Source organism: Streptomyces sp. NPDC002306 (genome assembly GCF_053593435.1).
In genome coordinates this window covers 1-23,111 of record NZ_JBSFCK010000009.1, presented here as the reverse complement: position 1 = coordinate 23,111, position 23,111 = coordinate 1, and the positions used below count along the sequence as shown (strand labels likewise).

Below are 23,111 nucleotides of genomic sequence, written 5' to 3'. Positions count from 1 at the left end.
TTTGAGCTGGTGGGGAGATCATTTGCGTCATTGCCTTGCTCCAGCCGTGGCCTGAAAAACAGTTGGCTGCGGGTACCCACCGAGGGCACCCGCAGCCGCCCTGCTTTTACAGGTACTGTCCGGTGTTCGCCACCGTGTCGATGGAGCGTCCGGTGTCCGCGCCCTGCTTTCCGGTGATGAGGGTACGGATGTAGACGATCCGTTCGCCCTTCTTACCGGAGATGCGGGCCCAGTCGTCCGGGTTGGTGGTGTTGGGCAGGTCCTCGTTCTCCTTGAACTCGTCCACGCAGGCCTGGAGGAGGTGGGAGACGCGAAGGCCCTTCTGGCGGTGTTCCAGGAAGTCCTTGATCGCCATTTTCTTGGCGCGGCCGACGATGTTTTCGATCATCGCGCCGGAATTGAAGTCCTTGAAGTAGAGGACTTCCTTGTCGCCGTTGGCGTAGGTGACTTCCAGGAAGCGGTTTTCCTCGGATTCGGCGTACATGTGTTCCACTGCCGTCTGGATCATGCTCTGGACGGTGGTGGCCTTGCTGCCGCCGTGCTCGCCGACGTCGTCGGAGTGCAGGGGGAGGCGCTCGGTCAGGTACTTGCCGAAGATGTCCTTGGCCGCTTCGGCGTCCGGACGCTCGATCTTGATCTTCACGTCGAGGCGGCCGGGCCGCAGGATGGCGGGGTCGATCATGTCCTCACGGTTGGAGGCACCGATCACGACCACGTTCTGCAGGCCCTCCACACCGTCGATCTCGGCGAGCAGCTGGGGGACGATGGTGTTCTCCACGTCCGAGCTGACACCGGAGCCACGGGTACGGAAGAGGGATTCCATCTCGTCGAAGAAGACGATGACGGGGGTGCCCTCGCTGGCCTTCTCCCGGGCACGCTGGAAGATGAGCCGGATCTGCCGCTCGGTCTCGCCGACGTACTTGTTCAGGAGCTCGGGGCCCTTGATGTTGAGGAAGAAGCTCTTGCCGGTGGCCTGTCCGGTCACTTCGGCGACCTTTTTGGCCAGCGAGTTGGCGACGGCCTTGGCGATGAGCGTCTTGCCGCATCCGGGGGGTCCGTAGAGCAGGACGCCCTTGGGCGGGCGCAGCTCGTGCTCCTTGAACAGGTCCGGGTAGAGGTACGGGAGCTCGACCGCGTCGCGGATGGCCTCGATCTGGTTGCCGAGGCCGCCGATCTGCTCGTAGCCGATGTCGGGGACCTCTTCGAGGACGAGTTCCTCGACCTCGCTCTTGGGCACGACCTCGTAGACGTAGCCGGAGCGGGGTTCGAGCAGGAGGGCGTCGCCGGGGCGGATGGTGACGTCCAGCAGCGGCTCGGCGAGCCGTACCACCCGTTCCTCGTCGGTGTGCCCGAGCACCAGGGCCCGCTCGCCGTCCTCGAGGATCTCCTTGAGGGTGACGATGTCCCCGACCCGCTCGTACTCCATGGCCTCGACCACGTTGAGCGCTTCGTTGAGCATCACTTCCTGGCCGCGCCTGAGCTCGTCGAGCTCCACGCTGGGGCTGACGTTCACCCGGAGCTTGCGGCCCCCGGTGAAGATGTCGGCCGTGCCGTCCTCGTTCGCCACGAGGAAGACGCCGAAGCCGGCCGGCGGCTGGGCGAGCCGGTCGACTTCCTCTTTGAGGGCCACGATCTGGTCGCGGGCCTCACGGAGCGTGTTGGCGAGCCGCTCGTTCTGTGCGGACACGCCGGCCAGGTTGGTCTGCAGCTCGACGATCCGCTCTTCGAGAATCCTCGTGTGCCGCGGAGAGTCGGCGAGCTTGCGTCGCAGGACGGCGATCTCCTGCTCAAGGTAGGCAATCTGCCCGGCGGGGTCGTCGGACCCTCGTCCCGGGCGGATGCCGCGGTTCATGTCGTCGTCGTGGGCTGCCACGGTCCTCACCTCCTCCAAGGGGAGCTGGACGCTTCCAGACCCTACCTGGGTGGGTGTCGATTGAAACCCCTAGATCACAAAGACTGTCGGGGTGTGTCCGATCTTCACCCTTGCGCTCTCCCTCACGCCAGGGGAATACCCACCGAACATGATTGGAAAGCGGACGGAGGTAGGGTCGAACTGTTCAACACCCGTCAGGGTCCGCATCGTTCCCGCGGCCCGGCGCAGTAAACGGTCAGGAGAGATCACGTGCAGCAGGAGGCCACCGTCGGCGGTGAGGCGTTGGAGGTCTGGATCGACCAGGATCTCTGTACCGGCGACGGCATCTGCGCCCAGTACGCGCCCGAGGTGTTCGAGCTGGACATCGACGGTCTGGCCTATGTGAAGGGCGCCGACGACGAGCTGTTGCAGAGCCCGGGCGCGACCACCCCGGTGCCGCTGCCGCTCCTGACGGACGTGGTGGACTCGGCCCGGGAGTGCCCCGGCGACTGCATCCATGTACGGCGGGTTTCGGACATGGTCGAGGTGTACGGTCCGGACGCGGAGTGACCGCGCGGTCGCGGCGTGTGAGGAATGTCTGATTTCTCACACGCTCTGATGACCGGATTCAGACGCTGTGCGCACCCGCCGGTGTCGAGCGGATGAACGCGCCGTTCTTCCACTGCCATTTCGCGCTGTCGGTGACGTCGGGGCAGCAACTGGGTACGTCGGTCGACGAGTAGCCGAGGAGTGTGGCGAGAACGGCTCCGTCGGTCACGGCGAGGCTGCTGACGGTGAAGCGTCCCTTGGGGTCGACGAGGGTGGCGACGACCCGGGGCCGCTGGGCGTCGGCGGCCTGGGTGAGGACGTAGAGGCCGTCGGGCGGGGTGCCCATGCCGGCGTCGCAGTGGACGGCGGCGACGGTTTCCGGCCGGCCGTCGCCGTCGAGGTCTCCGGTGGCCTTCTTCTGTACGACCGCTTTCACGGGGCCGCAGTCGAGCGGGAAGTCGACGCCGGTGGTGGCCGGGGGCGGTGCGGTCGCGGCCCTGCCCTCGCCACCGGAGCCCTGGGCGGCGGTGGCCGGGTGGGGTTGCAGGATCGAGGAGAGGGCCACGACGCCGGCGACCGCGGTCGCGGTGGCGACCCAGTGGATCGGCCGGGTGTGGGTGTGTGCCAGTTCCGGGACGACGGATTGCTGCACTGGGGGCGTCTCCTGCGAGGGCTGTGCCGGTGGAGGGGAGGTGGGCTGCATCGTGCCACACGTCACAGTGCGGGGGAACGGCGGGGTCAGGGGTTCGCGTGGGACGGCCGGGCCGGCGGCAACGAAACGGCGCCGTGGCCGAGTTCCGGTGTGGTGCTCGGGAACTCGGCCACGGCGCGGCGTCGTTGTAGGCGGCACGGGGCCGCCCGGGGTGGACTGTGACGGGGCCGGGTCAGCGGCCGGCGCCTCCGTCGGCGTTGGGGCCGGAGTAGTCCTCGCCGTAGGCGCCCTTGGCGGGGCGGCGGCGGCGCATGGGCGGCTCGACGCCGTCCGCGAGGCGGCGGGCGGTGAGCAGGAAGCCGGTGTGGCCGATCATCCGGTGGTCGGGGCGGACGGCCAGGCCCTCGATGTGCCAGTTGCGGATCATCGACTCCCAGGCGGTCGGCTCGTTGAAGCAGCCGATCTCGCGGATGGACTCGACGGTCCGGGCGAGCTGGGTGGTGGTGGCGACGTAGCAGCAGAGGATGCCGCCGGGGACGAGGGCCTTGGAGACGGCCTCGAGGCACTCCCAGGGGGCGAGCATGTCGAGGATGACGCGGTCGACGTCGGTGTCGCTCAGGTTGTCCTGGAGGTCACCGACGGTGAGCTGCCAGGCGGGGTGCGGGCCGCCGAAGTAGCGCTCCACGTTCTGCTGGGCGATCTCGGCGAAGTCCTCGCGGCGCTCGTAGGAGTGCAGCATGCCCTGGTCGCCGATGGCGCGCAGCAGGAAGCTGCTGAGTGAGCCGGAGCCGACGCCCGCCTCCACGACGCGCGCGCCGGGGAAGATGTCGGCGAAGGCGAGGATCTGCCCCGCGTCCTTGGGGTAGACGACTGCCGCCCCGCGGGGCATGGACAGGACGTAGTCGGGGAGCAGGGGGCGCAGCGCGAGGTAGGCGACGTTACCGGTGGTGCGGACAACGCTGCCCTCGGGTGAGCCGATCAGTTCGTCGTGCGGGAAGGAACCCTTGTGGGTGTGGAAGTTCTTCCCGGCTTCGAGCGTGAACGTGTAGTGGCGGCCCTTGGGGTCGGTCAGCTGAACCTGGTCCCCGACCTTGAAGGGCCCGCGCCTGCGGGCGGCACCGGTCGGTTCGGACATGTGACCAGCCTACCGGTCCCCGAAGGGCCCGCCGACCACCTCAGCTGGGCCGGGCCATCGCCTTCACGAAGGCGCGTTCGACGTCCGCGGCGGACAGGACGCCGTAGATCTCGCCGCTCTCCTCGACGACGAGGTACTCGGTGGCGGGGGTGGCGCGCAGGACGTCGAGGAGTTCCTCGCCGGACAGTTCGGCGGAGACGCGCATGCCGTCGGTGAGGTCCTGGGCGAGTCCGCTGACGGCCACCCAGGGGCGGCGGTGTTCGGGTACACCGACGATGGCGGCCTCGCGTACGAGGGAGAGGGGTTCGCCGTTGGCGTCGACCACGACGAGGGCGCGGGCGCCGGCGGCGTTGGCGCGGCGCAGCGCCTCGGAGAGCGGGGTGCCGGTCTCGACGGGGACGGCGCGGCGGGTGAGGTTGCGGGCGCGCAGTTCGGGGAGGTGTTCGCGCAGCCGGGCCATGCGCAGGCTGTTGCCGGCGCCGGTCCAGATGATGGCGGCGAGGATGGCGGCGAGCAGGGCGTCGAAGACGGTGTCCATGCCGACGCTGTCCTCGGCGGTGGTGCCGAGGGCGCCGGACTGGGTGAGCAGCGGCAGGCCGATCAGAACGGAGACGGCGAGGGCGCGGCCGACCCAGGCGGCGGCCACCGTGCCGCTCATGGCCCGTCCGGTGATCTTCCAGACGACGGCGCGGAGCATGCGGCCGCCGTCGAGGGGGAGGCCGGGCAGCAGGTTGAAGGCGGCCACGATGAGGTTGGAGATCATCAGGCCGGCCAGCAGGACGCCGGGAACGGTGCCGGGTTCGACAGGCCGCAGGGCGAGGTAGAAGAGGCCGGAGAGGACCAGGGAGAGCAGCGGGCCGACGAAGGCGAGCACGAACTCGCGGCCGGGGGTCTCGGCCTCTTTCTCGATCTCGGAGACACCGCCGAAGAACTGGAGCTGGATGCGGCGGACCGGGAGCTTGAAGCGGAGGGCGGCCACGGTGTGGGCCAGTTCGTGGACGAGCACGGAGGCGTAGAAGGCGACCGCGAAGAAGAGGGAGACCAGGTAGCGGGCGGCGCCGAGTTCGGGCAGCACGCGGTCGAGCTGGTTGCCGAACACCCAGGTGATGAGGGCGGCGACCAGGAACCAGCTGGGCGCGACGTAGACGGGTACCCCGAAGGGCCGTCCCATCAGCAGGCCGCCGCGGGGTTCGGGGGCGCGTCGCGGCGGGCGGGTCCGGCCGGCTTCGGGGTTCGGTCCGGAGTCGGGGGCGGGGGCCGAGTGGGCGAGGGTGCGGTGAGGGTGGTCGGCGCCGGGGCCGTGCTCGGGCGCGTGGCCGTCGGGCTCGCGCTCCGGGGTGCCGGGTTCACGCCGGCCGGTGTGCTCGGCGGTCGCGTGCGGACGGGCGGGGGCTTGCGGGGTTCCGTCCGTGTCGGCGGGGGCCTCGGCGTGGGGGGTCGGGGCCGCGGGGGCTTCGGACCCGGGGTTCGCGGCGGTGGGGGTCTCGGACCCGGGGTCCGCTGTGGCAGGGGCTTCGGGCGTGGTGTGCGGGCCCACGGGGGTCCCAGGGCCGGGGTCCGGCGGGGCGGGGGTCTCGGGGCCGGTGGCCGGGGCGGTGGGGGGTCGGGCCGGTGGTGGCTGTGCCGGTCCGTCCGTGCCGGAGGTGGGCGGCTCCTCGGCTTTGTCGTCCGGGGTGCCGGAGCCCGGGGGCTTCGGGTGGGCGGTCTCGTCGTGCGGGGTGGGGGCCGGGCGTGCGGGGCCGGTGGCCGGGGCCGCGGGCCCCGCGTCGGCCGACTCGTCGTTGCCCGACCGCGGCTGACCGCTCCCGCCGCTCTCGTCCACGATGTCCCCTCGTTCGAAGCGTCTCCGCTCCTGCCGGGCGGAAGGTCTCGGGTCGATGGTATGCGGCGGCCGTGGCACGTTCCGCCCCGGCACCCCCTGTGTTCTCCCTGTCGTCGCCCGTCACGTCGGGGGCTGGGTCACTGTCAGTGGTGGGCCGTATGGTCTGTGGTCATGGAGACGAGTGCGGAGGGCGTCGCGGACGCCCAGAGCGGCGGTACACCGGGCGAGGCCCCGGCGGTCACGGGCACGACGGGGCCGGCGGCCGGGGCCCGTCCGCCCGCGTCGCTGTCTCCGTCACGTGCGAGTGACTTCATGCAGTGCCCGCTGCTGTACCGGTTCCGGGTGATCGACCGGCTGCCGGAGAAGCCGAGCGAGGCGGCGACGCGGGGCACCCTGGTGCACGCGGTGCTGGAGCGGCTGTTTGACGCGCCCGCCGTGGAGCGGACCGCGCCGCGGGCCAAGTCCCTCGTCCCGGCTCAGTGGGACCGGCTGCGGGAGAACCGGCCGGAGGTCGTGGAGCTGTTCGCCGACGATCCGGAGGGTGAGCGGCTGGCGCGCTGGCTGGGCGAGGCGGAGCAACTCGTCGAGCGCTGGTTCACACTGGAGGATCCGACGCGGCTGGAGCCCGCGGAGCGCGAGTTGTTCGTGGAGGCCCGGTTGGACTCGGGGCTGACGCTGCGCGGGATCATCGACCGGGTGGACGTGGCGCCCACCGGCGAGGTGCGCATCGTCGACTACAAGACGGGCAAGGCGCCCCGGGCGGAGTACGCCGACGGCGCGCTGTTCCAGATGAAGTTCTACGCGCTCGTGGTGTGGCGCCTGAAGAACGTGATCCCGAGGCGGCTCCAGCTCGTCTATCTCGGCAGCGGTGACGTGATGACGTACGACCCGGTCCGCGCGGACCTGGAGATGGTCGAGCGCAAGCTGCTCGCGCTGTGGGAGGCGATCCGGCTGGCCACCGAGACGGGTGAGTGGCGGCCCCGGCCGACGAAGCTGTGCGGCTGGTGCGACCACCAGGCGCACTGCCCGGAGTTCGGCGGCACTCCCCCGCCGTATCCGCTGCCGGTCAGGGCGGGCGCGTCCGGCGTCGTGGAGCAGGGCAGAATGGGGCCGGACTAGCGAAGGAGACTTACGTGGCCATCCGCGTCCTACTGGTCGACGACCAGCCGCTGCTGCGTACGGGGTTCCGGATGATTCTGGAGGCCGAGCAGGACATCGCGGTGGTCGGCGAGGCCGGAGACGGTCTGCAGGCGCTCGATCAGGTGCGGGCCCTGCAACCCGATGTGGTTCTGATGGACATCCGCATGCCGCGGATGGACGGTGTGGAGGCGACCCGGCAGATCACCGGTCCGGGGCGGGACGGTCCGGCGAAGGTGCTGGTGCTGACCACGTTCGACCTCGACGAGTACGTGGTGGAGGCGCTGCGCGCGGGTGCCAGCGGGTTCCTGCTGAAGGACGCGCCGGCGAACGAACTGGTGCAGGCGATCCGGGTCGTCGCGGGCGGCGAGGCGATGCTCGCGCCGAGCATCACACGGCGGCTGCTCGACAAGTACGCCACCCATCTTCCCTCCGGTGACGAGCCGGTGCCGGACACGCTGCACACCCTCACCGACCGTGAGGTGGAGGTGCTGAAGCTGGTGGCGCGGGGATTGTCGAACGCCGAGATCGCGGCGGACCTCTTCGTCAGCGAGACCACCGTCAAGACCCACGTCGGTCATGTGCTGACCAAGCTGGGGCTGCGCGACCGGGTGCAGGCGGCGGTGTACGCGTACGAGAGCGGTCTGGTGCGTCCCGGCGCGCAGTAACGCGAGGCGCCGAGGATCGCGGTGACGATCCGTCACCAGGGCTTCGCCGCACATGTGAGAGCGCCCCCTCCCGGAAGACCGGGAGGGGGCGCTCTCACATGTGCGGGTCGGGCGTCACTCGCTGACGCCGCGGCCGAGCTCCCACAGCTGAAGGGTGGAGGAGCTGTTCAGGGCGTACGCGGTGCCCGTCACGTCGTCGCGGGCGACGACGTACTGCTTGCCCTGCCACAGCGGGATCAGCGGGACGTCCCGGGCCACGATGTCCTGGATCTGGTTCAGGCTCCCGGCGGCGGTGATCCGGTCGGCCTCGCGGCGGGACTGCGGGATCAGGCTGTTGATGATCTGGCTGTTGGCGTAGGGCGACTTGAGGAAGTTGTCCTTGTCGAGGAACGGCGCGAGGAAGTTGTCGGCGTCGGGGAAGTCGGGGAACCAGCCCATGCCGTAGACGTCGTACTGACCCTTGCGCTCCGCGGGGACGAACGCGTCCCACTTGGTGCCCTCGATGTCGATGTCGAAGAGGCCGCTCGCGTTGAGCTGCTTCTGCAGCACCTCGAACTCCTGCTTGGTCGCCGTGCCGTAGTGGTCGGTCGTGTAGTGCAGGGTGAGCTTGATCGGGGTGGTGATACCGGCCTTGGACAGCGCCGACTGGGCCTTGGCGACGCTCGGGTCGCCGTAGCGGTTGAAGAAGGCGTTGGAGTGGCCGGTCACGCTGGCCGGGACCAGCGAGTACAGCGCCTCGGCCTGGGAGCCGTAGACCTTGGAGACGATCTCGCTGCGGTTGATGACCTGGGCCATCGCCTCGCGCACGGCCTTGCTCTTCACGCTCGGGGCGCTGGTGGTGAAGGCGAGGTAGCGGATCTCGAGGCCGGGCAGCTCGACGGTGTCGATGTTGCCGCCGGCGGCGTTGGTGAACTTCTTGATCTGCTCCGGCGTCAGGCCTCGGGAGACGATGTCGACGTCACCCTTGTCGAGGGCGGTACCCATGGACTCGGGGTCGGCGAAGGAGACCATCTCGACCTTGTCGTTGTTCACCTTCAAGGACCCCTTGTAGTTGGGGTTCTTGATGAACACGGCCTTGACCATCTCGTCGTTCTTGACCTCGGCCTGGAGGGTGTACGGGCCGGAGCCGTCCACGGCGAAGCCGTCGCGCAGCTTGTCCTTCTCGTAGTCGTCGGGGTTCACGATGCCCGCGACCGGGGTGGACAGCTTGTACGGGAAGGTGGCGTCGGCGGTCTTCAGGTGGAAGATCACCTCGCTGTCGCCCTGCGTCTCGACGGTGTCGATGGTGGACAGCAGCGCGAAGACGCCCGAGTCGGCCTTGATGGCGAGGGCGCGGTCGATGGAGAACTTCACATCGGCCGCGGTGATGGCCTTTCCGTTGGAGAACTTCAGACCGCTGCGCAGCTTGCAGGCGTAGCGCTCGTTGCCGCTGTCGGTGAAGCCACAGCTCTGGGCGGCCTCGGGGACCGGGTCGCCTTCGCCCTTCGGCTGGACCATCAGGGTCTGGACGGTCTGGCGCAGGATGTTCCAGGTGCCGACGTCGTAGGAGTAGGCGGGGTCGACCGGCGCGGGCGCGTCCTTCGTGATCGTGAACCTGTCCGTGGTACCGACGACGATGGCGTCACCGCCGCCGCTCCCGCTGCCGGATCCGCCGCAGGCAGCGAGCACGGGCGCGATAAGGCCGATCACAGCCGGCAGCACCAAAGTCTTGCGGTTCATGCTCGAGTTTCTCCAGGCTGATTCGAGTCCGTGTACCCGGCATGCATGGGTGTCGCGGCGGATCACGGCGGGGTGGGGCGAGGTTCTCGCGATGAGATTAGTCCGCACCAGCCCGGGGGTTCACAGTCGGCGGACCGAGGTGCCATCACGCAGCGAAACCGGTCGTGGACACACCGAAAACCCGACAGCGGAAGGATTAGTGCACGGTTTCATCAATCAGGACACAAGGACGCGGTGACACCCCCCGAAATAGGGTGAGCAGCACACGTCGACCCGTCTGTCGACCCCGCTCCGGGTGGCGAAAGTCACATGGTCAACCGCGGTGGTGTGGGCAGGAATCCGGGTCGTCGCGAATTTCCGCTCCGCGGAGTCACCTCGGGGTCACTCCCCGCGGGATCCGGGGCGGGCGATGACGCACGCCGGGCGAACGGCTGGTGCGCTTCCGTGACTAGTGCACTTCCGTGATCAGTCCGCGCAGGAACGCGAGGTCCACCTCTTCGAGGGAACCGACGACGGTGCGCCGGGCGGCCGGGGCGACGGGGGCCACCGACGGTACGACCACGACATGGCAGCCCGCCGCCTCGGCGGCGGCGACACCGGTCGCGGTGTCCTCGACGACCGCGCACCGGGTGGGATCCACCCCGAGTCCGGCGGCGGCGAGCAGATACGGGTCGGGGTACGGCTTGGTGCGCGTCACTTCGTCGCCGGCGATGCTCAGGGCGAAGTGCTGGGGGCCGAGCGAGGTGAGGACCCGGTCGATGATGCGCCGGTGGGAGGCGGACACCAGGGCGGTGGGGATGGCGTACTCGGCCAGCTCGGCGAGGAGCCTGGCGGCCCCCGGCATCAGCGGCAGGGTGTGCGCGATGCGTGCCTCGAACCCCGCGTTCAGCAGGACCGTGAGCTCGGCGAGGGTGATGTCGGCGCCGGTGGCCTCGATGAGGAAGCCCGCGCTGCGGGTCATCGGACCGCCGACCACGACATGGCGCCAGGAGTCGTCGAGGACGTGACCGAGGCCGCCGAAGACCTCGACCTCGACGTCCCACCAGAAGCCCTCGGTGTCCACCAGGGTGCCGTCCATGTCGAGGAGCACCGCTTGAAGAGCTGAGCCTTCGGCCGTTCGGGTTCCGAGTGCGGGGACCGTGCTGGTCATCCACGTACCTCCTTGAAGGGACGACCAGGCCGGTTCCCGCACGGGGAACCGGCCTGGAGTGGACCGACCAGTCTACGACTTATCCGATCAGTGCGCGCTGCGGCGTAGGTCTCACGGCGCGTCGCGCGGGCACGTCACCGTGTGTCAGCACCGTTCGTCACCATGTGTCGGCACCGTTCGTCACCGTGTGTCGGCACCGTTCGTCACCGTGCGTTGAAGTACTTGGCCTCCGGGTGGTGGATGACGATGGCGTCGGTGGACTGCTCGGGGTGGAGCTGGAACTCCTCGGAGAGGTGGACGCCGATCCGTTCGGGCCCGAGCAGGTCGGCGATCTTCGCGCGGTCCTCCAGGTTCGGGCAGGCGCCGTAGCCGAGGGAGAAGCGGGCGCCCCGGTACTTCAGGGCGAACATGTCCTCCATCGCGGCCGGGTCCTCGCCGGCGAAGCCCAGTTCGGAGCGGACCCGCGCGTGCCAGTACTCGGCGAGCGCCTCGGCCAGCTGGACGGACAGCCCGTGCAGTTCGAGGTAGTCGCGGTAGGCGTCCGCCGCGAACAGCTTCGCGGTCTCCTCGCCGATCCGGGAGCCGACGGTGACGACCTGGAGGCCGACGACGTCCCGCTCCCCGGACTCCTCCGGGCGGAAGAAGTCCGCCAGGCACAGCCGCCGGCCGCGGCGCTGACGCGGGAACGTGAACCGGGTGCGTTCGTTGCCCCGGTCGTCCAGGATGATCAGGTCGTCGTCCTTGGACACGCACGGGAAGTAGCCGTAGACCACCGCGGCTTCCAGCAGGTTGTCGGTCTGGAGCCGGTCCAGCAGTCCGCGCAGCCGCGGCCGGCCCTCGGACTCGACGAGCTCCTCGTACGTCGGTCCCTCACCGGTGCGCGCCTGCTTCAGGCCCCACTGCCCCTTGAACAGCGCGCCCTCGTCGAGCCAGCCGGCGTACTCCTTGAGCTGGATGCCCTTGATGACGCGGGTGTCCCAGAACGGCGGGACGGGGACCGGGGTGTCGATGGCGACGTCGGAGCGGACGTGTCCTTCCTCCGGGCGTTCCTCGACCTCCACGGCGGCCGCGGGCCGCACCCTGCGCTGCTTGAGTTCGGGCAGTTTCGCGCCCGGAACGCCCCGCTTCACCCCGATCAGCGCGTCCATCAGCCGCAGGCCCTCGAAGGCGTCCCGGGCGTAGCGCACCTCGCCCTCGTAGACCTCGTGCAGGTCCTGTTCCACGTACGCCCTCGTCAGCGCCGCACCGCCGAGGATCACCGGGAAGTTCGCCGCCAGGCCGCGCTGGTTGAGCTCCTCCAGGTTCTCCTTCATGATCACCGTCGACTTCACCAGCAGGCCGGACATCCCGATCACGTCGGCGCGGTGTTCCTGCGCGGCCTCCACGATCGCCGACACCGGCTGCTTGATGCCGAGATTGACCACGTTGTAGCCGTTGTTGGAGAGGATGATGTCGACCAGGTTCTTGCCGATGTCGTGCACATCGCCGCGTACGGTGGCCAGCACGATCGTGCCCTTGCCCTCCGCGTCCGACTTCTCCATGTGCGGTTCGAGGTAGGCGACCGCGGTCTTCATGACCTCCGCGGACTGCAGGACGAACGGCAGCTGCATCTGGCCGGAGCCGAACAGCTCGCCCACGACCTTCATGCCGTCGAGCAGTGTCGCGTTCACGATCTCCAGTGCCGGACGCTCGGCCAGCGCGAGATCGAGGTCGGCCTCCAGTCCGTTGCGCTCACCGTCGACGATCCGCCGCTTGAGCCGCTCGTCCAGCGGCAGCGCCGCCAGCTCCTCCGCCCGGCCGGCCTTCAACGACTTGGTGGTGGCGCCCTCGAACAGTGCCATCAGCTTCTGCAGCGGGTCGTAGCCCTCGCGCCGCCGGTCGTGGATCAGGTCCAGAGCCGTGGTCACCTGCTCCTCGTCGAACCGCGCGATCGGCAGGATCTTCGAGGCGTGCACGATCGCCGAGTCCAGCCCCGCCTTCACGCACTCGTCCAGGAAGACGGAGTTGAGCAGGATCCGCGCGGCCGGGTTCAGACCGAAGGAGATGTTCGACAGGCCGAGCGTGGTCTGCACGTCGGGGTGGCGGCGCTTCAGCTCACGGATCGCCTCGATCGTGGCGACGCCGTCCCCGCGCGACTCCTCCTGGCCCGTGCAGATGGTGAACGTCAGCGTGTCGACCAGGATGTCCGACTCGTGGATGCCCCAGTTGCGGGTCAGGTCGTCGATCAGCCGCTCGGCGATCGCCACCTTCTTCTCCGGGGTACGGGCCTGGCCCTCCTCGTCGATCGTCAGCGCGATCAGCGCCGCGCCGTGCTCCCGTGCCAGGCCCGTCACCCGCGCGAACCGTGACTCGGGGCCGTCGCCGTCCTCGTAGTTCACCGAGTTGATCACCGCGCGGCCGCCCAGCTTCTCCAGGCCGGCCCGGACCACCTCCAGCTCGGTGGAGTCCAGCACGATCGGCAGCGTCGACGCCGTCGCGAACCGGCCCGCCAGCTCCGCCATGTCGGCCACGCCGTCCCGGCCGACGTAGTCCACGCACAGGTCCAGCATGTGCGCGCCCTCGCGGATCTGATCCCGCGCCATCTCCACACAGTCGTCCCAGCGGCCCTCGAGCATCGCCTCACGGAACTTCTTCGAACCGTTGGCGTTCGTCCGCTCACCGATCGCCAGGTACGCGGTGTCCTGCCGGAACGGCACGCTCTGGTAGAGGGAGGCCGCTCCCGGCTCCGGGCGCGGGGCGCGCTCGGTCGGGCTGAGCTCGCGGACGCGCTCGACGACCTGGCGCAGGTGCTCGGGGGTGGTGCCGCAGCAGCCGCCGACCAGGGACAGGCCGTAGTCGAGGACGAAGTTCTCCTGGGCATCGGCCAGGCCCTCGGCGTCGAGCGGGAAGTGGGCGCCGTCCTTGGTGAGGATCGGCAGGCCGGCGTTCGGCATGCACAGCAGGGGGATGCGGGAGTGGCGGGTGAGGTAGCGCAGGTGCTCGCTCATCTCGGCCGGGCCGGTCGAGCAGTTCAGGCCGATCATGTCGATGCCGAGCGGCTCGAGCGCGGTCAGCGCGGCGCCGATCTCCGAGCCGAGCAGCATCGTGCCGGTGGTCTCGAAGGCCATCGAGACCAGCAGCGGGACCTCGACGCCGGTGGCCTCCATCGCGCGGCGGGCGCCCAGGACGGAGGCCTTGGTCTGCAGGAGGTCCTGGGTCGTCTCGACGATCAGCGCGTCGGCACCGCCGGCCAGCAGGCCCTCGGCGTTGACCTGGAAGCCGTCACGGATCGTGGGATAGGGGACGTGGCCGAGGGTCGGCAGCTTGGTGCCGGGGCCGATGGATCCGAGGACCCAGCGCTGCCGGCCGTCGCGGGCGGCGAAGTCGTCGGCGGTCTCGCGGGCGATCCGGGCACCGGCCTCGGACAGTTCGTGCACGCGGTCGGCGATGTCGTACTCGGCCATCGCCGCGTGGTTGGCGCCGAAGGTGTTCGTCTCGACGCAGTCCACGCCCACGGAGAAGTACGCCTCGTGGACCGAGCGGACGATGTCGGGGCGGGTGACGTTCAGGACCTCGTTGCATCCTTCGAGGTCCTGGAAGTCTTCGAGTGTGGGCTCCTGGGCCTGGAGCATGGTGCCCATGGCACCGTCCGCCACCACCACACGGGTGGCGAGGGCCTCTCGGAGCGCGGACACGCGGGTCCGGCTGTCGGCGGAAGGGGTCGGCGGCACAGAGGCCATGAAGGGGGCTCCCTTATATGCGACGGCTGTCGGCTTTGCGCCACCAGGGGATGTGCTCGCGAAGAGCTGCCCGAGGCGGCCGCACCACGTCAGGGTATCCGGGACCGGGGGCTTATGGTCGGGGCGTCCACGGGACGGACGAGGATGTCGTCCGGGTCACCCCGCACGGGCGAGTGACGTAACAGGTACGGACGGACCATTAGCGGTACGTCGCCACGGACCGGTAGTGTTCGGCATTGCCGAACGTCGGCAGCGGGGACCGCGTGTGATCGGTCAAGGGGACGGAGGCAGGACGGCGATGGCACGGAACATCCAGTCGCTCGAACGGGCGGCCGCGATGCTGCGGTTGCTGGCGGGCGGTGAACGGCGGCTGGGCCTGTCGGACATCTCCTCGTCCCTGGGCCTCGCCAAGGGCACCGCGCACGGCATCCTGCGCACCCTCCAGCAGGAGGGTTTCGTCGAGCAGGACGAGGCTTCCGGGCGCTACCAGCTGGGCGCCGAACTGCTGCGGCTGGGCACCACGTATCTCGACGTGCACGAACTGCGGGCGCGGGCCCTGGTGTGGACGGACGACCTGGCCCGTTCCAGCGGGGAGAGCGTCCACCTGGGGGTGCTGCACCAGCAGGGCGTGCTGATCGTGCACCACGTCTTCCGGCCCGACGACAGCCGGCAGGTCCTGGAGATCGGGGCCATGCAGCCGCTGCACTCGACGGCTCTGGGCAAGGTGCTGACGGCGTACGACCCCGTGGCGCACAGCGAGGCACTGGAGGCCGACCGCAAGCCGTTCACGGACCGGACCGTGTGCGAGCCCGAGGACTTCGAACAGATCCTCGACCTGACGCGCGCGCGGGGGTACGCGGCCGATGTCGAGGAGACCTGGGAGGGCGTGGCGTCCATCGCCGCGCCCATCCACGACCGGCGCCGGATGCCGGTCGGCGCGGTCGGCATCACCGGCGCGGTGGAGCGGCTGGGCCGGGACGGGGAGCTGCGGCCCGAGCTGATCGCGGCGGTGCGGGACTGCGCCCGAGCGGTGTCTCGGGACCTGGGCGCCGGCCGGTTCTGAGCCGGGACCGCCGGCCCGCGTAGGCGGCGTACGCGACACATGTCACCGACAGACCGGAACGCCAGGGGGCGTCCCGGTCTCAGCCGTACCCTGATGCGCACATAGCGGACAAATGCCTGGTTCGGCCGTACGTCCCGGTGCGCGTGGCGCACGGACGCGAGCCGTGCGGGGCCAGGAGTGAGATCGATAGCCCACAGCAATCAATAACGATCGCGTTTTCGATAACAGAACCCTTGACGCATCCGTGGCGCCGGAGCAAGACTCCCGTCCATCGGTCGGCATTGTCGAACACCTAACGGCATTAGGCGCTAGAGTGTGAGCACGCCAAGGGCCGGAATCGCTCTCACCCCTGAGGGCGCTCGATCTCCCGGAGGGACCCGGGATTTCGGCTTCCCTGGACGAAGGACAAAGGAGTCGCGGGTGTCCAGCTCCGACATCTTCATCGGCGAGACCATTGGTACCGCCATACTCATCCTGCTCGGCGGTGGCGTGTGTGCCGCCGTCACGCTGAAGGCGTCCAAGGCTCGCAACGCCGGCTGGCTCGCGATCGCCTTCGGGTGGGGCTTCGCCGTACTGACGGCGGTCTACACCTCCGGGCCCCTGTCAGGCGCCCACCTCAACCCGGCGGTCACGCTCGCGCTCGCGATCAAGGACGGCGGCTGGAACGACGTTCCGCTCTACTGGGGCGGCCAGCTCCTCGGCGCCATGATCGGCGCGACTCTGGTCTGGGTCGCCTACTACGGCCAGTTCCAGGCGCACCTCACCGACCGGGAGATCGTCGGCGAGGCGGCGGCCCGGTCCGCCGAGACGCAGGGCGTCAAGGTGAAGTCCGTCGAGGCGCAGGAGCAGGCCGCGGGCCCGGTCCTGGGCGTCTTCTCCACCGGCCCCGAGATCCGGGTGGCGTGGCAGAACCTGGCGACCGAGATCATCGGCACCTTCGTGCTGGTGCTCGCCGTCCTCACTCAGGGGCTGAACGACGCGGGCAACGGCCTGGGCGTATTGGGCGCCCTGATCACCGCACTCGTCGTCGTCGGGATCGGTCTGTCCCTCGGTGGCCCGACCGGCTACGCGATCAACCCGGCGCGTGACCTCGGTCCGCGCATCGTGCACGCCCTCCTGCCCCTGCCCAACAAGGGCGGCTCGGACTGGCGCTACGCCTGGATACCGGTGGTCGGCCCGCTGGCCGGCGGCGCGATAGCCGCCGTCGTGTACAACGTCGCCTTCGCCTGAGAGCACCGGACTTCGCCTCCTGCACCACGCGCATCGACCCGCGAACCAAGAGCATGAGCACGAAGCACCGAGTCTTCCCGCACGCGCCGTACGGACAGCCCCACACCCACGGACCTTTCAGGAGCACACAGTGACCGACGCGCACACCGCCGGCCCGTTCATCGCCGCCATCGACCAGGGCACCACCTCCAGCCGCTGCATCGTCTTCGACCGGGACGGCCGCATCGTCTCCGTCGACCAGAAGGAGCACGAGCAGATCTTCCCGAAGCCGGGCTGGGTCGAGCACGACGCCACCGAGATCTGGACCAACGTCGAGGAGGTCGTCGCCGGAGCCATCGCGAAGGCCGGCATCACCCGCGACGACATCAAGGCCATCGGCATCACCAACCAGCGCGAGACCACGCTGCTCTGGGACAAGAACACCGGTGAGCCCGTCCACAACGCCATCGTCTGGCAGGACACCCGCACCGACGCGCTCTGCCGGGAACTCGGCCGCAACGTCGGCCAGGACCGCTTCCGCCGCGAGACCGGTCTGCCCCTCGCCTCCTACTTCGCCGGCCCCAAGGCCCGCTGGCTGCTCGACAACGTCGAGGGCCTGCGCGAGCGCGCCGAGGCGGGCGACATCCTCTTCGGCACCATGGACAGCTGGGTCATCTGGAACCTGACCGGCGGCGTCAACGGCGGCCACCACGTCACCGACGTCACCAACGCCTCCCGCACCATGCTGATGAACCTCCACACTCTGGAGTGGGACGCGAAGATCGCCGAGTCCATCGGTGTCCCGCTGTCGATGCTGCCCGAGATCCGTTCCTCCGCGGAGGTCTACGGCGAGGTCACCGGTGGCAAGCTGGGCGACCTGCTCGGCGGCATCCCGGTCGCCTCCGCGCTCGGCGACCAGCAGGCGGCGCTGTTCGGCCAGACCTGCTTCTCCGAGGGCGAGGCCAAGTCCACGTACGGCACCGGCACGTTCATGCTGATGAACACCGGTGAGAAGATCATCAACTCGTACTCGGGGCTGCTCACCACCGTCGGCTACCGCATCGGCGACCAGAAGCCGGTCTACGCCCTCGAGGGCTCGATCGCCGTCACCGGTTCGCTGGTGCAGTGGATGCGCGACCAGATGGGCCTGATCTCCACCGCCGCCGAGATCGAGACGCTCGCGCTCTCGGTGGACGACAACGGCGGCGCCTACTTCGTGCCGGCCTTCTCCGGCCTGTTCGCCCCGTACTGGCGCTCCGACGCCCGCGGTGTGATCGCCGGTCTGACCCGGTACGTCACCAAGGCGCACCTCGCGCGCGCCGTCCTGGAGGCCACCGCCTGGCAGACCCGTGAGATCACCGACGCCATGACGAAGGACTCGGGCGTCGAGCTCACGGCCCTCAAGGTCGACGGCGGCATGACCTCCAACAACCTGCTGATGCAGACCCTCTCCGACTTCCTGGACGCCCCCGTGGTGCGCCCGATGGTCGCCGAGACCACCTGCCTCGGCGCCGCCTACGCCGCCGGTCTCGCCGTCGGCTTCTGGACCAACACCGACGACCTGCGTGCCAACTGGCGCCGGGCCGCCGAGTGGACCCCCCGCATGGACGCGGACACCCGCGACCGTGAGTACAAGAGCTGGCTCAAGGCCGTCGAGCGGACCATGGGCTGGATCGAAGACGAAGACTGACGAGGAGCAAGAACCCCACATGACCAGTCAGCCCACCCTGCAGTCCGTGCCTGCCCTGGGGAAGCGCCCGGCTTCCGGCTCCAACCCGAGCCGCGCCGAGACCCGGGAGCAGCTCTCCAAGGCGTCGTACGACCTCCTCGTGATCGGCGGCGGCATCCTGGGCATCTCCACCGCCTGGCACGCCGCGCAGTCCGGTCTGCGGGTGGCTCTGGTCGACTCCGGCGACTTCGCCGGTGCCACCTCCTCCGCCTCCTCCAAGCTGCTCCACGGCGGTCTGCGCTACCTCCAGACCGGCGCGGTGCGGCTGGTGGCGGAGAACCACTTCGAGCGCCGTGCGGTCTCCCGCCAGGTGGCCCCCCACCTGGCGAACCCGCTCACGTTCTACCTCCCCGTGTACCGGGGCGGGCCGCACGGCGCCGCGAAGCTCGGGGCGGGCGTGTTCGCCTACTCCGCGCTCTCCGCGTTCGGTGACGGCGTGGGACACCTGCTCAGCCCCGCCAAGGCCGCGCAGGACGTGCCCGAGCTGCGCACCGACAACCTCAAGGCCGTCGCCGTGTACGGCGACGACCAGATGAACGACTCCCGGATGGCCCTGATGACGGTCCGCGCGGCCGTCGAGTCGGGCGCCGTCGTCCTCAACCACGCCGAGGTCACCGGGCTGCGCTTCACCAGGGGCCGGGTGACGGGCGCCGAGCTGCGCGACCGTCTCTCCGGCGACGAGTTCGGCGTCAGCGCCCGCCTGGTGCTGAACGCGACCGGTCCCTGGGTCGACCACCTGCGCCGGATGGAGGACCCGAACGCCGCGCCGTCGATCCGGCTGTCGAAGGGCGCGCACCTGGTCCTGAAGCGGACCGCGCCGTGGAAGGCCGCGCTGGCGACCCCCATCGACAAGTACCGCATCACCTTCGCCCTCCCCTGGGAGGACATGCTGCTGCTCGGCACGACCGACGAGGAGTACGAGGGCGACCCGGCGGACGTCGCGGTCAACGACAAGGACATCGCCCAGATACTCGACGAGGCCGCGTTCTCCATCCGTGACCAGCAGCTCGACCGTGACCTCATCACGTACGCCTTCGCGGGTCTGCGCGTGCTGCCGGGCGGTCCCGGGAACACCGCCAAGGCCAAGCGCGAGACGGTGGTGACCGAGGGCAAGGGCGGCATGCTGTCCGTCGCGGGCGGCAAGTGGACCACCTTCCGCCACATCGGCCGCACGGTGATGCAGAAGCTGGAGGCGCTGCCCGGCCACCCGCTCGGCGACGACTTCGAGCCGATCTCCTCGCTGCCGAAGAAGCTGCCGCTGCCGGGTGTCGCCAACCCGCGCGCGGTCGCGCACCGGCTGCTCATCGACCGTCCCGCGCCGGGTCCGCGCATGGCGGCGGACACCGCCAGGCACCTGGCCACGCACTACGGTTCGCTGGCCTTCGACATCGCCCGGCTGGCGAATGAGAACCCGGAACTGGGCGAGCGCGTCCACCCGGATGCGCCGGAGATCTGGGCGCAGGTCGTCTACGCCCGGGACAACGAGTGGGCCCAGACGCAGGACGACGTGCTGCGCCGCCGTACGACGCTGACGATCCGCGGCCTGGCCACGGACGAGATCCGCGCGAAGGTGCAGGACGTGCTCGACAAGGAGTAGGCCTGCCGCCGGCCTCTCCCCGACCGGGCGCCGGCGTCACGCGAAGGGCGGCTCCACCCCGGTGGCGCCGCCCTTCGGCACAGGTGCGGCCGAGCGCGGTCCGTCACCCGGCGGGAGCCGGCCGCAGCCCCGATCTCGGTCTCGGTCCCGGTCCCGGTCCCGGTCTGGGTCTCGGTCTCGGCAGGTGAGCCGGTCACCACGGCGTACTCGGCGCTGCGTACGGTCGTCGGAGCGTGCGCCCTTCCTGACGACGGGTCGCCGCGGTCGCCGCCGTCCCCGCCCCACCGGAGTCGCCCCATGCCCCAGGATTCGCTGCCCGTCACCCGCGTCCCCCGCACCGGGCTTCCGGCGCACGCGCTGGTGGTCGGCGACCCGGCGCGCGCCGCGGCCGTCGCCGCGCTGCTCGACGGCGCCGAGGAGGTGTCCCACCACCGCGAGTACCGCGTGTTCAGCGGCGGTTGGCAGGGCCTGCCGGTCGTCGTGGCCTCGCACGGGGTGGGCGCGCCGGGGGCGGTCCTGCTGTTCGGGGAGCTCGCGGACGCGGGCGTGCGCACGTTCCTGCGGTTCGGCACGGCGGGCTCGATGCGGCCCGGGATCGGGGCCGGCGACCTCGTCATCGCCGAGGCGGCCGTACGCGACGACGGGGTGACCCACCAGTTGCTGCCGCCGGAGTATCCGGCGGTGTCGGCGCCGGAGGCGGTGCTCGCGCTCCAGCGTGCCGCGCGCCGGGCCGGGGTCGCGCACCACCGGGGCATCGTGTGGACGCGGGCCGCGTTCCAGCCGGGGCTGATCCCGCTCTTCTCCTACGACGGCGCGGGCCTCGCGGCCATCGAGATGGAGCTGTCCGCGCTGTTCGTGACGGCCTCGCTGCGCGGCCTCGTCGCCGGCGGGGTGCTCGTCGTCGACGGGGCGAACGCCGACGAACTCGTCGACGAGCGGGCCACAGGCGGGTACGACCCGCACCGCGAGGTCGTCGCGACCGGGGTCGAGCGGGGCGCGGTCGTCGCGCTGGAGGCGCTGCGGCTGCTGGCGCTGGAGGAACGGGCCTGAGCCTCCATAATGTGCTGAGACATCGGATGTCTGAGCGACAGGAGACCCGCCATGGCAGTCACCGACGAGGCGATCGAGAAGATCAAGGGCATGATCGTCTCCGGCGCGCTGCGCCCCGGTGACCGCCTGCCGAAGGAGAGCGAACTCGCCTCCGGCCTGGGGTTGTCCCGCAACTCGCTGCGGGAGGCCGTGCGGGCCCTGTCGCTGATCCGGATCCTGGACGTACGGCAGGGCGACGGCACGTACGTGACGAGCCTGGCCCCGCAACTGCTGCTGGAGGCGATGAGCTTCGTAGTCGACTTCCACCGCGACGACACCGTGCTGGAGTTCCTCGCCGTGCGCCGCATCCTGGAGCCGGCCGCGACGGCGATGGCGGCCCCACGCATCAGCGAACAGCAACTGGACGTGCTCACGGCCCAGTTGGAGGCGCTCGGCACGGCGCCCTCGGTGGAGGAACTCGTCGCCTGCGATCTGGAGTTCCACCGGGGCATCGTGCGCGGCGCCGGCAACTCGGTGCTGTGTTCCCTGCTCGACGGTCTGTCGGGGCCCACCACCCGGGCCCGGATCTGGCGCGGGCTGACCCAGGAGGACGCGGTCGGCCGCACCCTGCGCGAGCACCGGGCGATCCTGGCCGCGCTGCGCGACCGGGACGCGGAGGCGGCCCGCTCGTGGGCGACCGTGCACATCGCGAGCGTGGAGCAGTGGCTGCGCAGCACCCTGTGAATCACCTGTGACTCCCCCGCCGGGCCTCGACGGATCTCACCGGCCGGAGGGGTTCAGGGGTGGCGATCGGGGCAGTGATCCGTTCACTCCCCCGTGCAAGGGGGCTGCGGGCGCCCCCGCCGCACGCCGTAAGGTTGGGGCGTACGCGAGGGCACGTCGGAAGGAGGCGCTGGGTGATCGAGCTCGAGGGAGTACCCGAGCTGATCGACCCGGTCATGGTGGCCGCGTTCGAGGGCTGGAACGATGCCGGCGACGCCGCCTCCACCGCGGTCGCGCATCTGGAGCGGGAGTGGAAGGGCGAGGTGTTCGCGGCGCTCGACGCCGAGGACTACTACGACTTCCAGGTGAACCGCCCCACGGTGTGGATAGACGACGGGGTCCGCAAGATCACTTGGCCGACGACAAGGTTGTCGGTGGTCCGGATCGGCGGCGAGAAGCCGCGCGACCTGGTGCTGGTCCGCGGCATCGAACCGTCCATGCGCTGGCGTTCGTTCTGCAACGAGCTGCTCGGCTTCGCACACGAGCTGGGCGTGGAGCTGGTGGTGATCCTGGGCGCCCTGCTCGGTGACACCCCGCACACGCGTCCGGTACCGATCAGCGGGACGACGTCCGACGCGGACCTGGCCCAGCGCATGGATCTGGAGGAGACCAAGTACGAGGGCCCCACGGGCATCGTCGGCGTCCTCCAGGAGGCGTGCACGCACGCGGGTGTGCCGGCGGTGTCGCTGTGGGCGGCCGTGCCGCACTACGTGTCGCAGCCGCCGAACCCGAAGGCCACGCTGGCCCTCCTCAACCGGCTGGAGGACCTGATCGACGTGCGCATCCCGCTGGGCGAGCTGCCCGAGGACGCGCGCGCCTGGCAGGTGGGCGTGGACCAACTGGCCGCCGAGGACAGCGAGGTCGCCGAGTACGTGCAGACGCTGGAGGAGGCCCGGGACACCGCGGAGCTGCCGGAGGCGTCGGGCGAGGCGATCGCCCGCGAGTTCGAGCGGTATCTGCGGCGCCGGGACGGCGGCGGCCCGCCCGGGGCACCCGGCGGGCATGCCACGGACGGCGGCGACGGCGGGTCGCCCGGCTCGTACCTGCGGGACAACCCCAGCGAGCGGACCCGGCCGCCGAAGCCACCGAAGCCGAGCGCGGACGACGAGGATTCGTCGGAGGACTGAGTCGACGGGCCGGGTCGGCGCGCTGAGTCTGCGCGCCGGGCCGGTGGGCCGGCGGATCGATGGACCGGCCGACACAGGAAGAGGGCGCCGAACATCGACCCGAGTGCGGCATCCGCACCGGCCGTGATCCGGTCGCGCTGGACTTCCAGCAGCCGCGATCCGAGCGCCGCG

Annotated in this window: 17 protein-coding genes; 10 read left to right on the top strand and 7 right to left on the bottom strand. The window is 70.3% G+C overall.

Going from position 1 to position 23,111, the window contains the following annotated elements:
• Positions 1-106: 106 nt before the first annotated feature.
• On the bottom strand, positions 107-1,873 hold the full coding sequence (gene arc / locus ACWCQK_RS19390; protein WP_451156390.1) for a proteasome ATPase: 1,767 nt from the start codon (positions 1,871-1,873) through the stop codon (positions 107-109).
• A gap of 249 nt (positions 1,874-2,122) precedes the next feature.
• Here arc and ACWCQK_RS19385 point away from each other — a divergent pair, with 249 nt between their 5' ends.
• Positions 2,123-2,422: a ferredoxin gene (locus ACWCQK_RS19385; protein ID WP_451156389.1), complete on the top strand. Its 300-nt coding sequence runs from the start codon at positions 2,123-2,125 to the stop codon at positions 2,420-2,422.
• 58 nt (positions 2,423-2,480) lie between these two features.
• On the opposite strand, the gene ACWCQK_RS19380 is transcribed toward ACWCQK_RS19385, so the two are convergent.
• From ACWCQK_RS19380 to ACWCQK_RS19370, 3 genes are all read right to left on the bottom strand, one after another.
• Complete coding sequence (locus ACWCQK_RS19380; protein ID WP_451156388.1) at positions 2,481-3,053, bottom strand: hypothetical protein; 573 nt, start codon at positions 3,051-3,053, stop codon at positions 2,481-2,483.
• 232 nt (positions 3,054-3,285) lie between these two features.
• Positions 3,286-4,188, bottom strand: a complete 903-nt coding sequence (locus ACWCQK_RS19375; protein ID WP_451156387.1) for a tRNA (adenine-N1)-methyltransferase — start codon at positions 4,186-4,188, stop codon at positions 3,286-3,288.
• Positions 4,189-4,228: 40 nt separating this feature from the next.
• A complete protein-coding gene (locus tag ACWCQK_RS19370) occupies positions 4,229-6,010 on the bottom strand; it encodes a site-2 protease family protein (protein ID WP_451156386.1) in 1,782 nt (593 codons plus the stop codon).
• A gap of 171 nt (positions 6,011-6,181) precedes the next feature.
• On the opposite strand from ACWCQK_RS19370, the gene ACWCQK_RS19365 reads away from it, so the two are divergent.
• Together ACWCQK_RS19365 and ACWCQK_RS19360 are read left to right on the top strand one after the other, a co-directional pair.
• Positions 6,182-7,129 (top strand): RecB family exonuclease, encoded by a 948-nt coding sequence (locus ACWCQK_RS19365; protein WP_451156385.1) that lies wholly within the window; start codon positions 6,182-6,184, stop codon positions 7,127-7,129.
• Between the two features lie 14 nt (positions 7,130-7,143).
• The gene (locus ACWCQK_RS19360; RefSeq protein ID WP_016434400.1) at positions 7,144-7,815 is read left to right on the top strand and encodes a response regulator; all 672 of its coding nucleotides are present in this window, start codon (positions 7,144-7,146) and stop codon (positions 7,813-7,815) included.
• 114 nt (positions 7,816-7,929) lie between these two features.
• Here ACWCQK_RS19360 and ACWCQK_RS19355 read toward each other — a convergent pair whose 3' ends face one another.
• The 3 genes from ACWCQK_RS19355 to metH form a co-directional block, all read right to left on the bottom strand.
• Positions 7,930-9,534 (bottom strand): ABC transporter substrate-binding protein, encoded by a 1,605-nt coding sequence (locus ACWCQK_RS19355; RefSeq protein ID WP_451156384.1) that lies wholly within the window; start codon positions 9,532-9,534, stop codon positions 7,930-7,932.
• Positions 9,535-9,982: 448 nt separating this feature from the next.
• Positions 9,983-10,684, bottom strand: a complete 702-nt coding sequence (locus ACWCQK_RS19350; protein ID WP_451156383.1) for an HAD family hydrolase — start codon at positions 10,682-10,684, stop codon at positions 9,983-9,985.
• A gap of 203 nt (positions 10,685-10,887) precedes the next feature.
• The gene (metH, locus tag ACWCQK_RS19345) at positions 10,888-14,403 is read right to left on the bottom strand and encodes a methionine synthase (protein ID WP_451156382.1); all 3,516 of its coding nucleotides are present in this window, start codon (positions 14,401-14,403) and stop codon (positions 10,888-10,890) included.
• A 298-nt stretch (positions 14,404-14,701) separates the two neighbouring features.
• On the opposite strand from metH, the gene ACWCQK_RS19340 reads away from it, so the two are divergent.
• The 7 genes from ACWCQK_RS19340 to ACWCQK_RS19310 all read left to right on the top strand — a co-directional run bounded on the left by ACWCQK_RS19340 (position 14,702) and on the right by ACWCQK_RS19310 (position 22,940).
• Positions 14,702-15,466 (top strand): IclR family transcriptional regulator, encoded by a 765-nt coding sequence (locus tag ACWCQK_RS19340; RefSeq protein ID WP_451156381.1) that lies wholly within the window; start codon positions 14,702-14,704, stop codon positions 15,464-15,466.
• A gap of 420 nt (positions 15,467-15,886) precedes the next feature.
• Positions 15,887-16,696 (top strand): MIP/aquaporin family protein, encoded by an 810-nt coding sequence (locus ACWCQK_RS19335; RefSeq protein ID WP_451156380.1) that lies wholly within the window; start codon positions 15,887-15,889, stop codon positions 16,694-16,696.
• Between the two features lie 130 nt (positions 16,697-16,826).
• Positions 16,827-18,365: a glycerol kinase GlpK gene (gene glpK, locus ACWCQK_RS19330; RefSeq protein ID WP_451156379.1), complete on the top strand. Its 1,539-nt coding sequence runs from the start codon at positions 16,827-16,829 to the stop codon at positions 18,363-18,365.
• Between the two features lie 19 nt (positions 18,366-18,384).
• Positions 18,385-20,001 carry an FAD-dependent oxidoreductase gene (locus ACWCQK_RS19325; protein WP_451156378.1) on the top strand — a complete coding sequence of 539 codons (1,617 nt, stop codon included), beginning with the start codon at positions 18,385-18,387 and terminating at the stop codon, positions 19,999-20,001.
• A 297-nt stretch (positions 20,002-20,298) separates the two neighbouring features.
• Complete coding sequence (locus ACWCQK_RS19320) at positions 20,299-21,051, top strand: phosphorylase family protein (protein ID WP_451156377.1); 753 nt, start codon at positions 20,299-20,301, stop codon at positions 21,049-21,051.
• A 51-nt stretch (positions 21,052-21,102) separates the two neighbouring features.
• The gene (locus ACWCQK_RS19315) at positions 21,103-21,774 is read left to right on the top strand and encodes a FadR/GntR family transcriptional regulator (protein WP_451156376.1); all 672 of its coding nucleotides are present in this window, start codon (positions 21,103-21,105) and stop codon (positions 21,772-21,774) included.
• Between the two features lie 173 nt (positions 21,775-21,947).
• Complete coding sequence (locus tag ACWCQK_RS19310; protein ID WP_451156375.1) at positions 21,948-22,940, top strand: PAC2 family protein; 993 nt, start codon at positions 21,948-21,950, stop codon at positions 22,938-22,940.
• Positions 22,941-23,111: the final 171 nt, after the last annotated feature.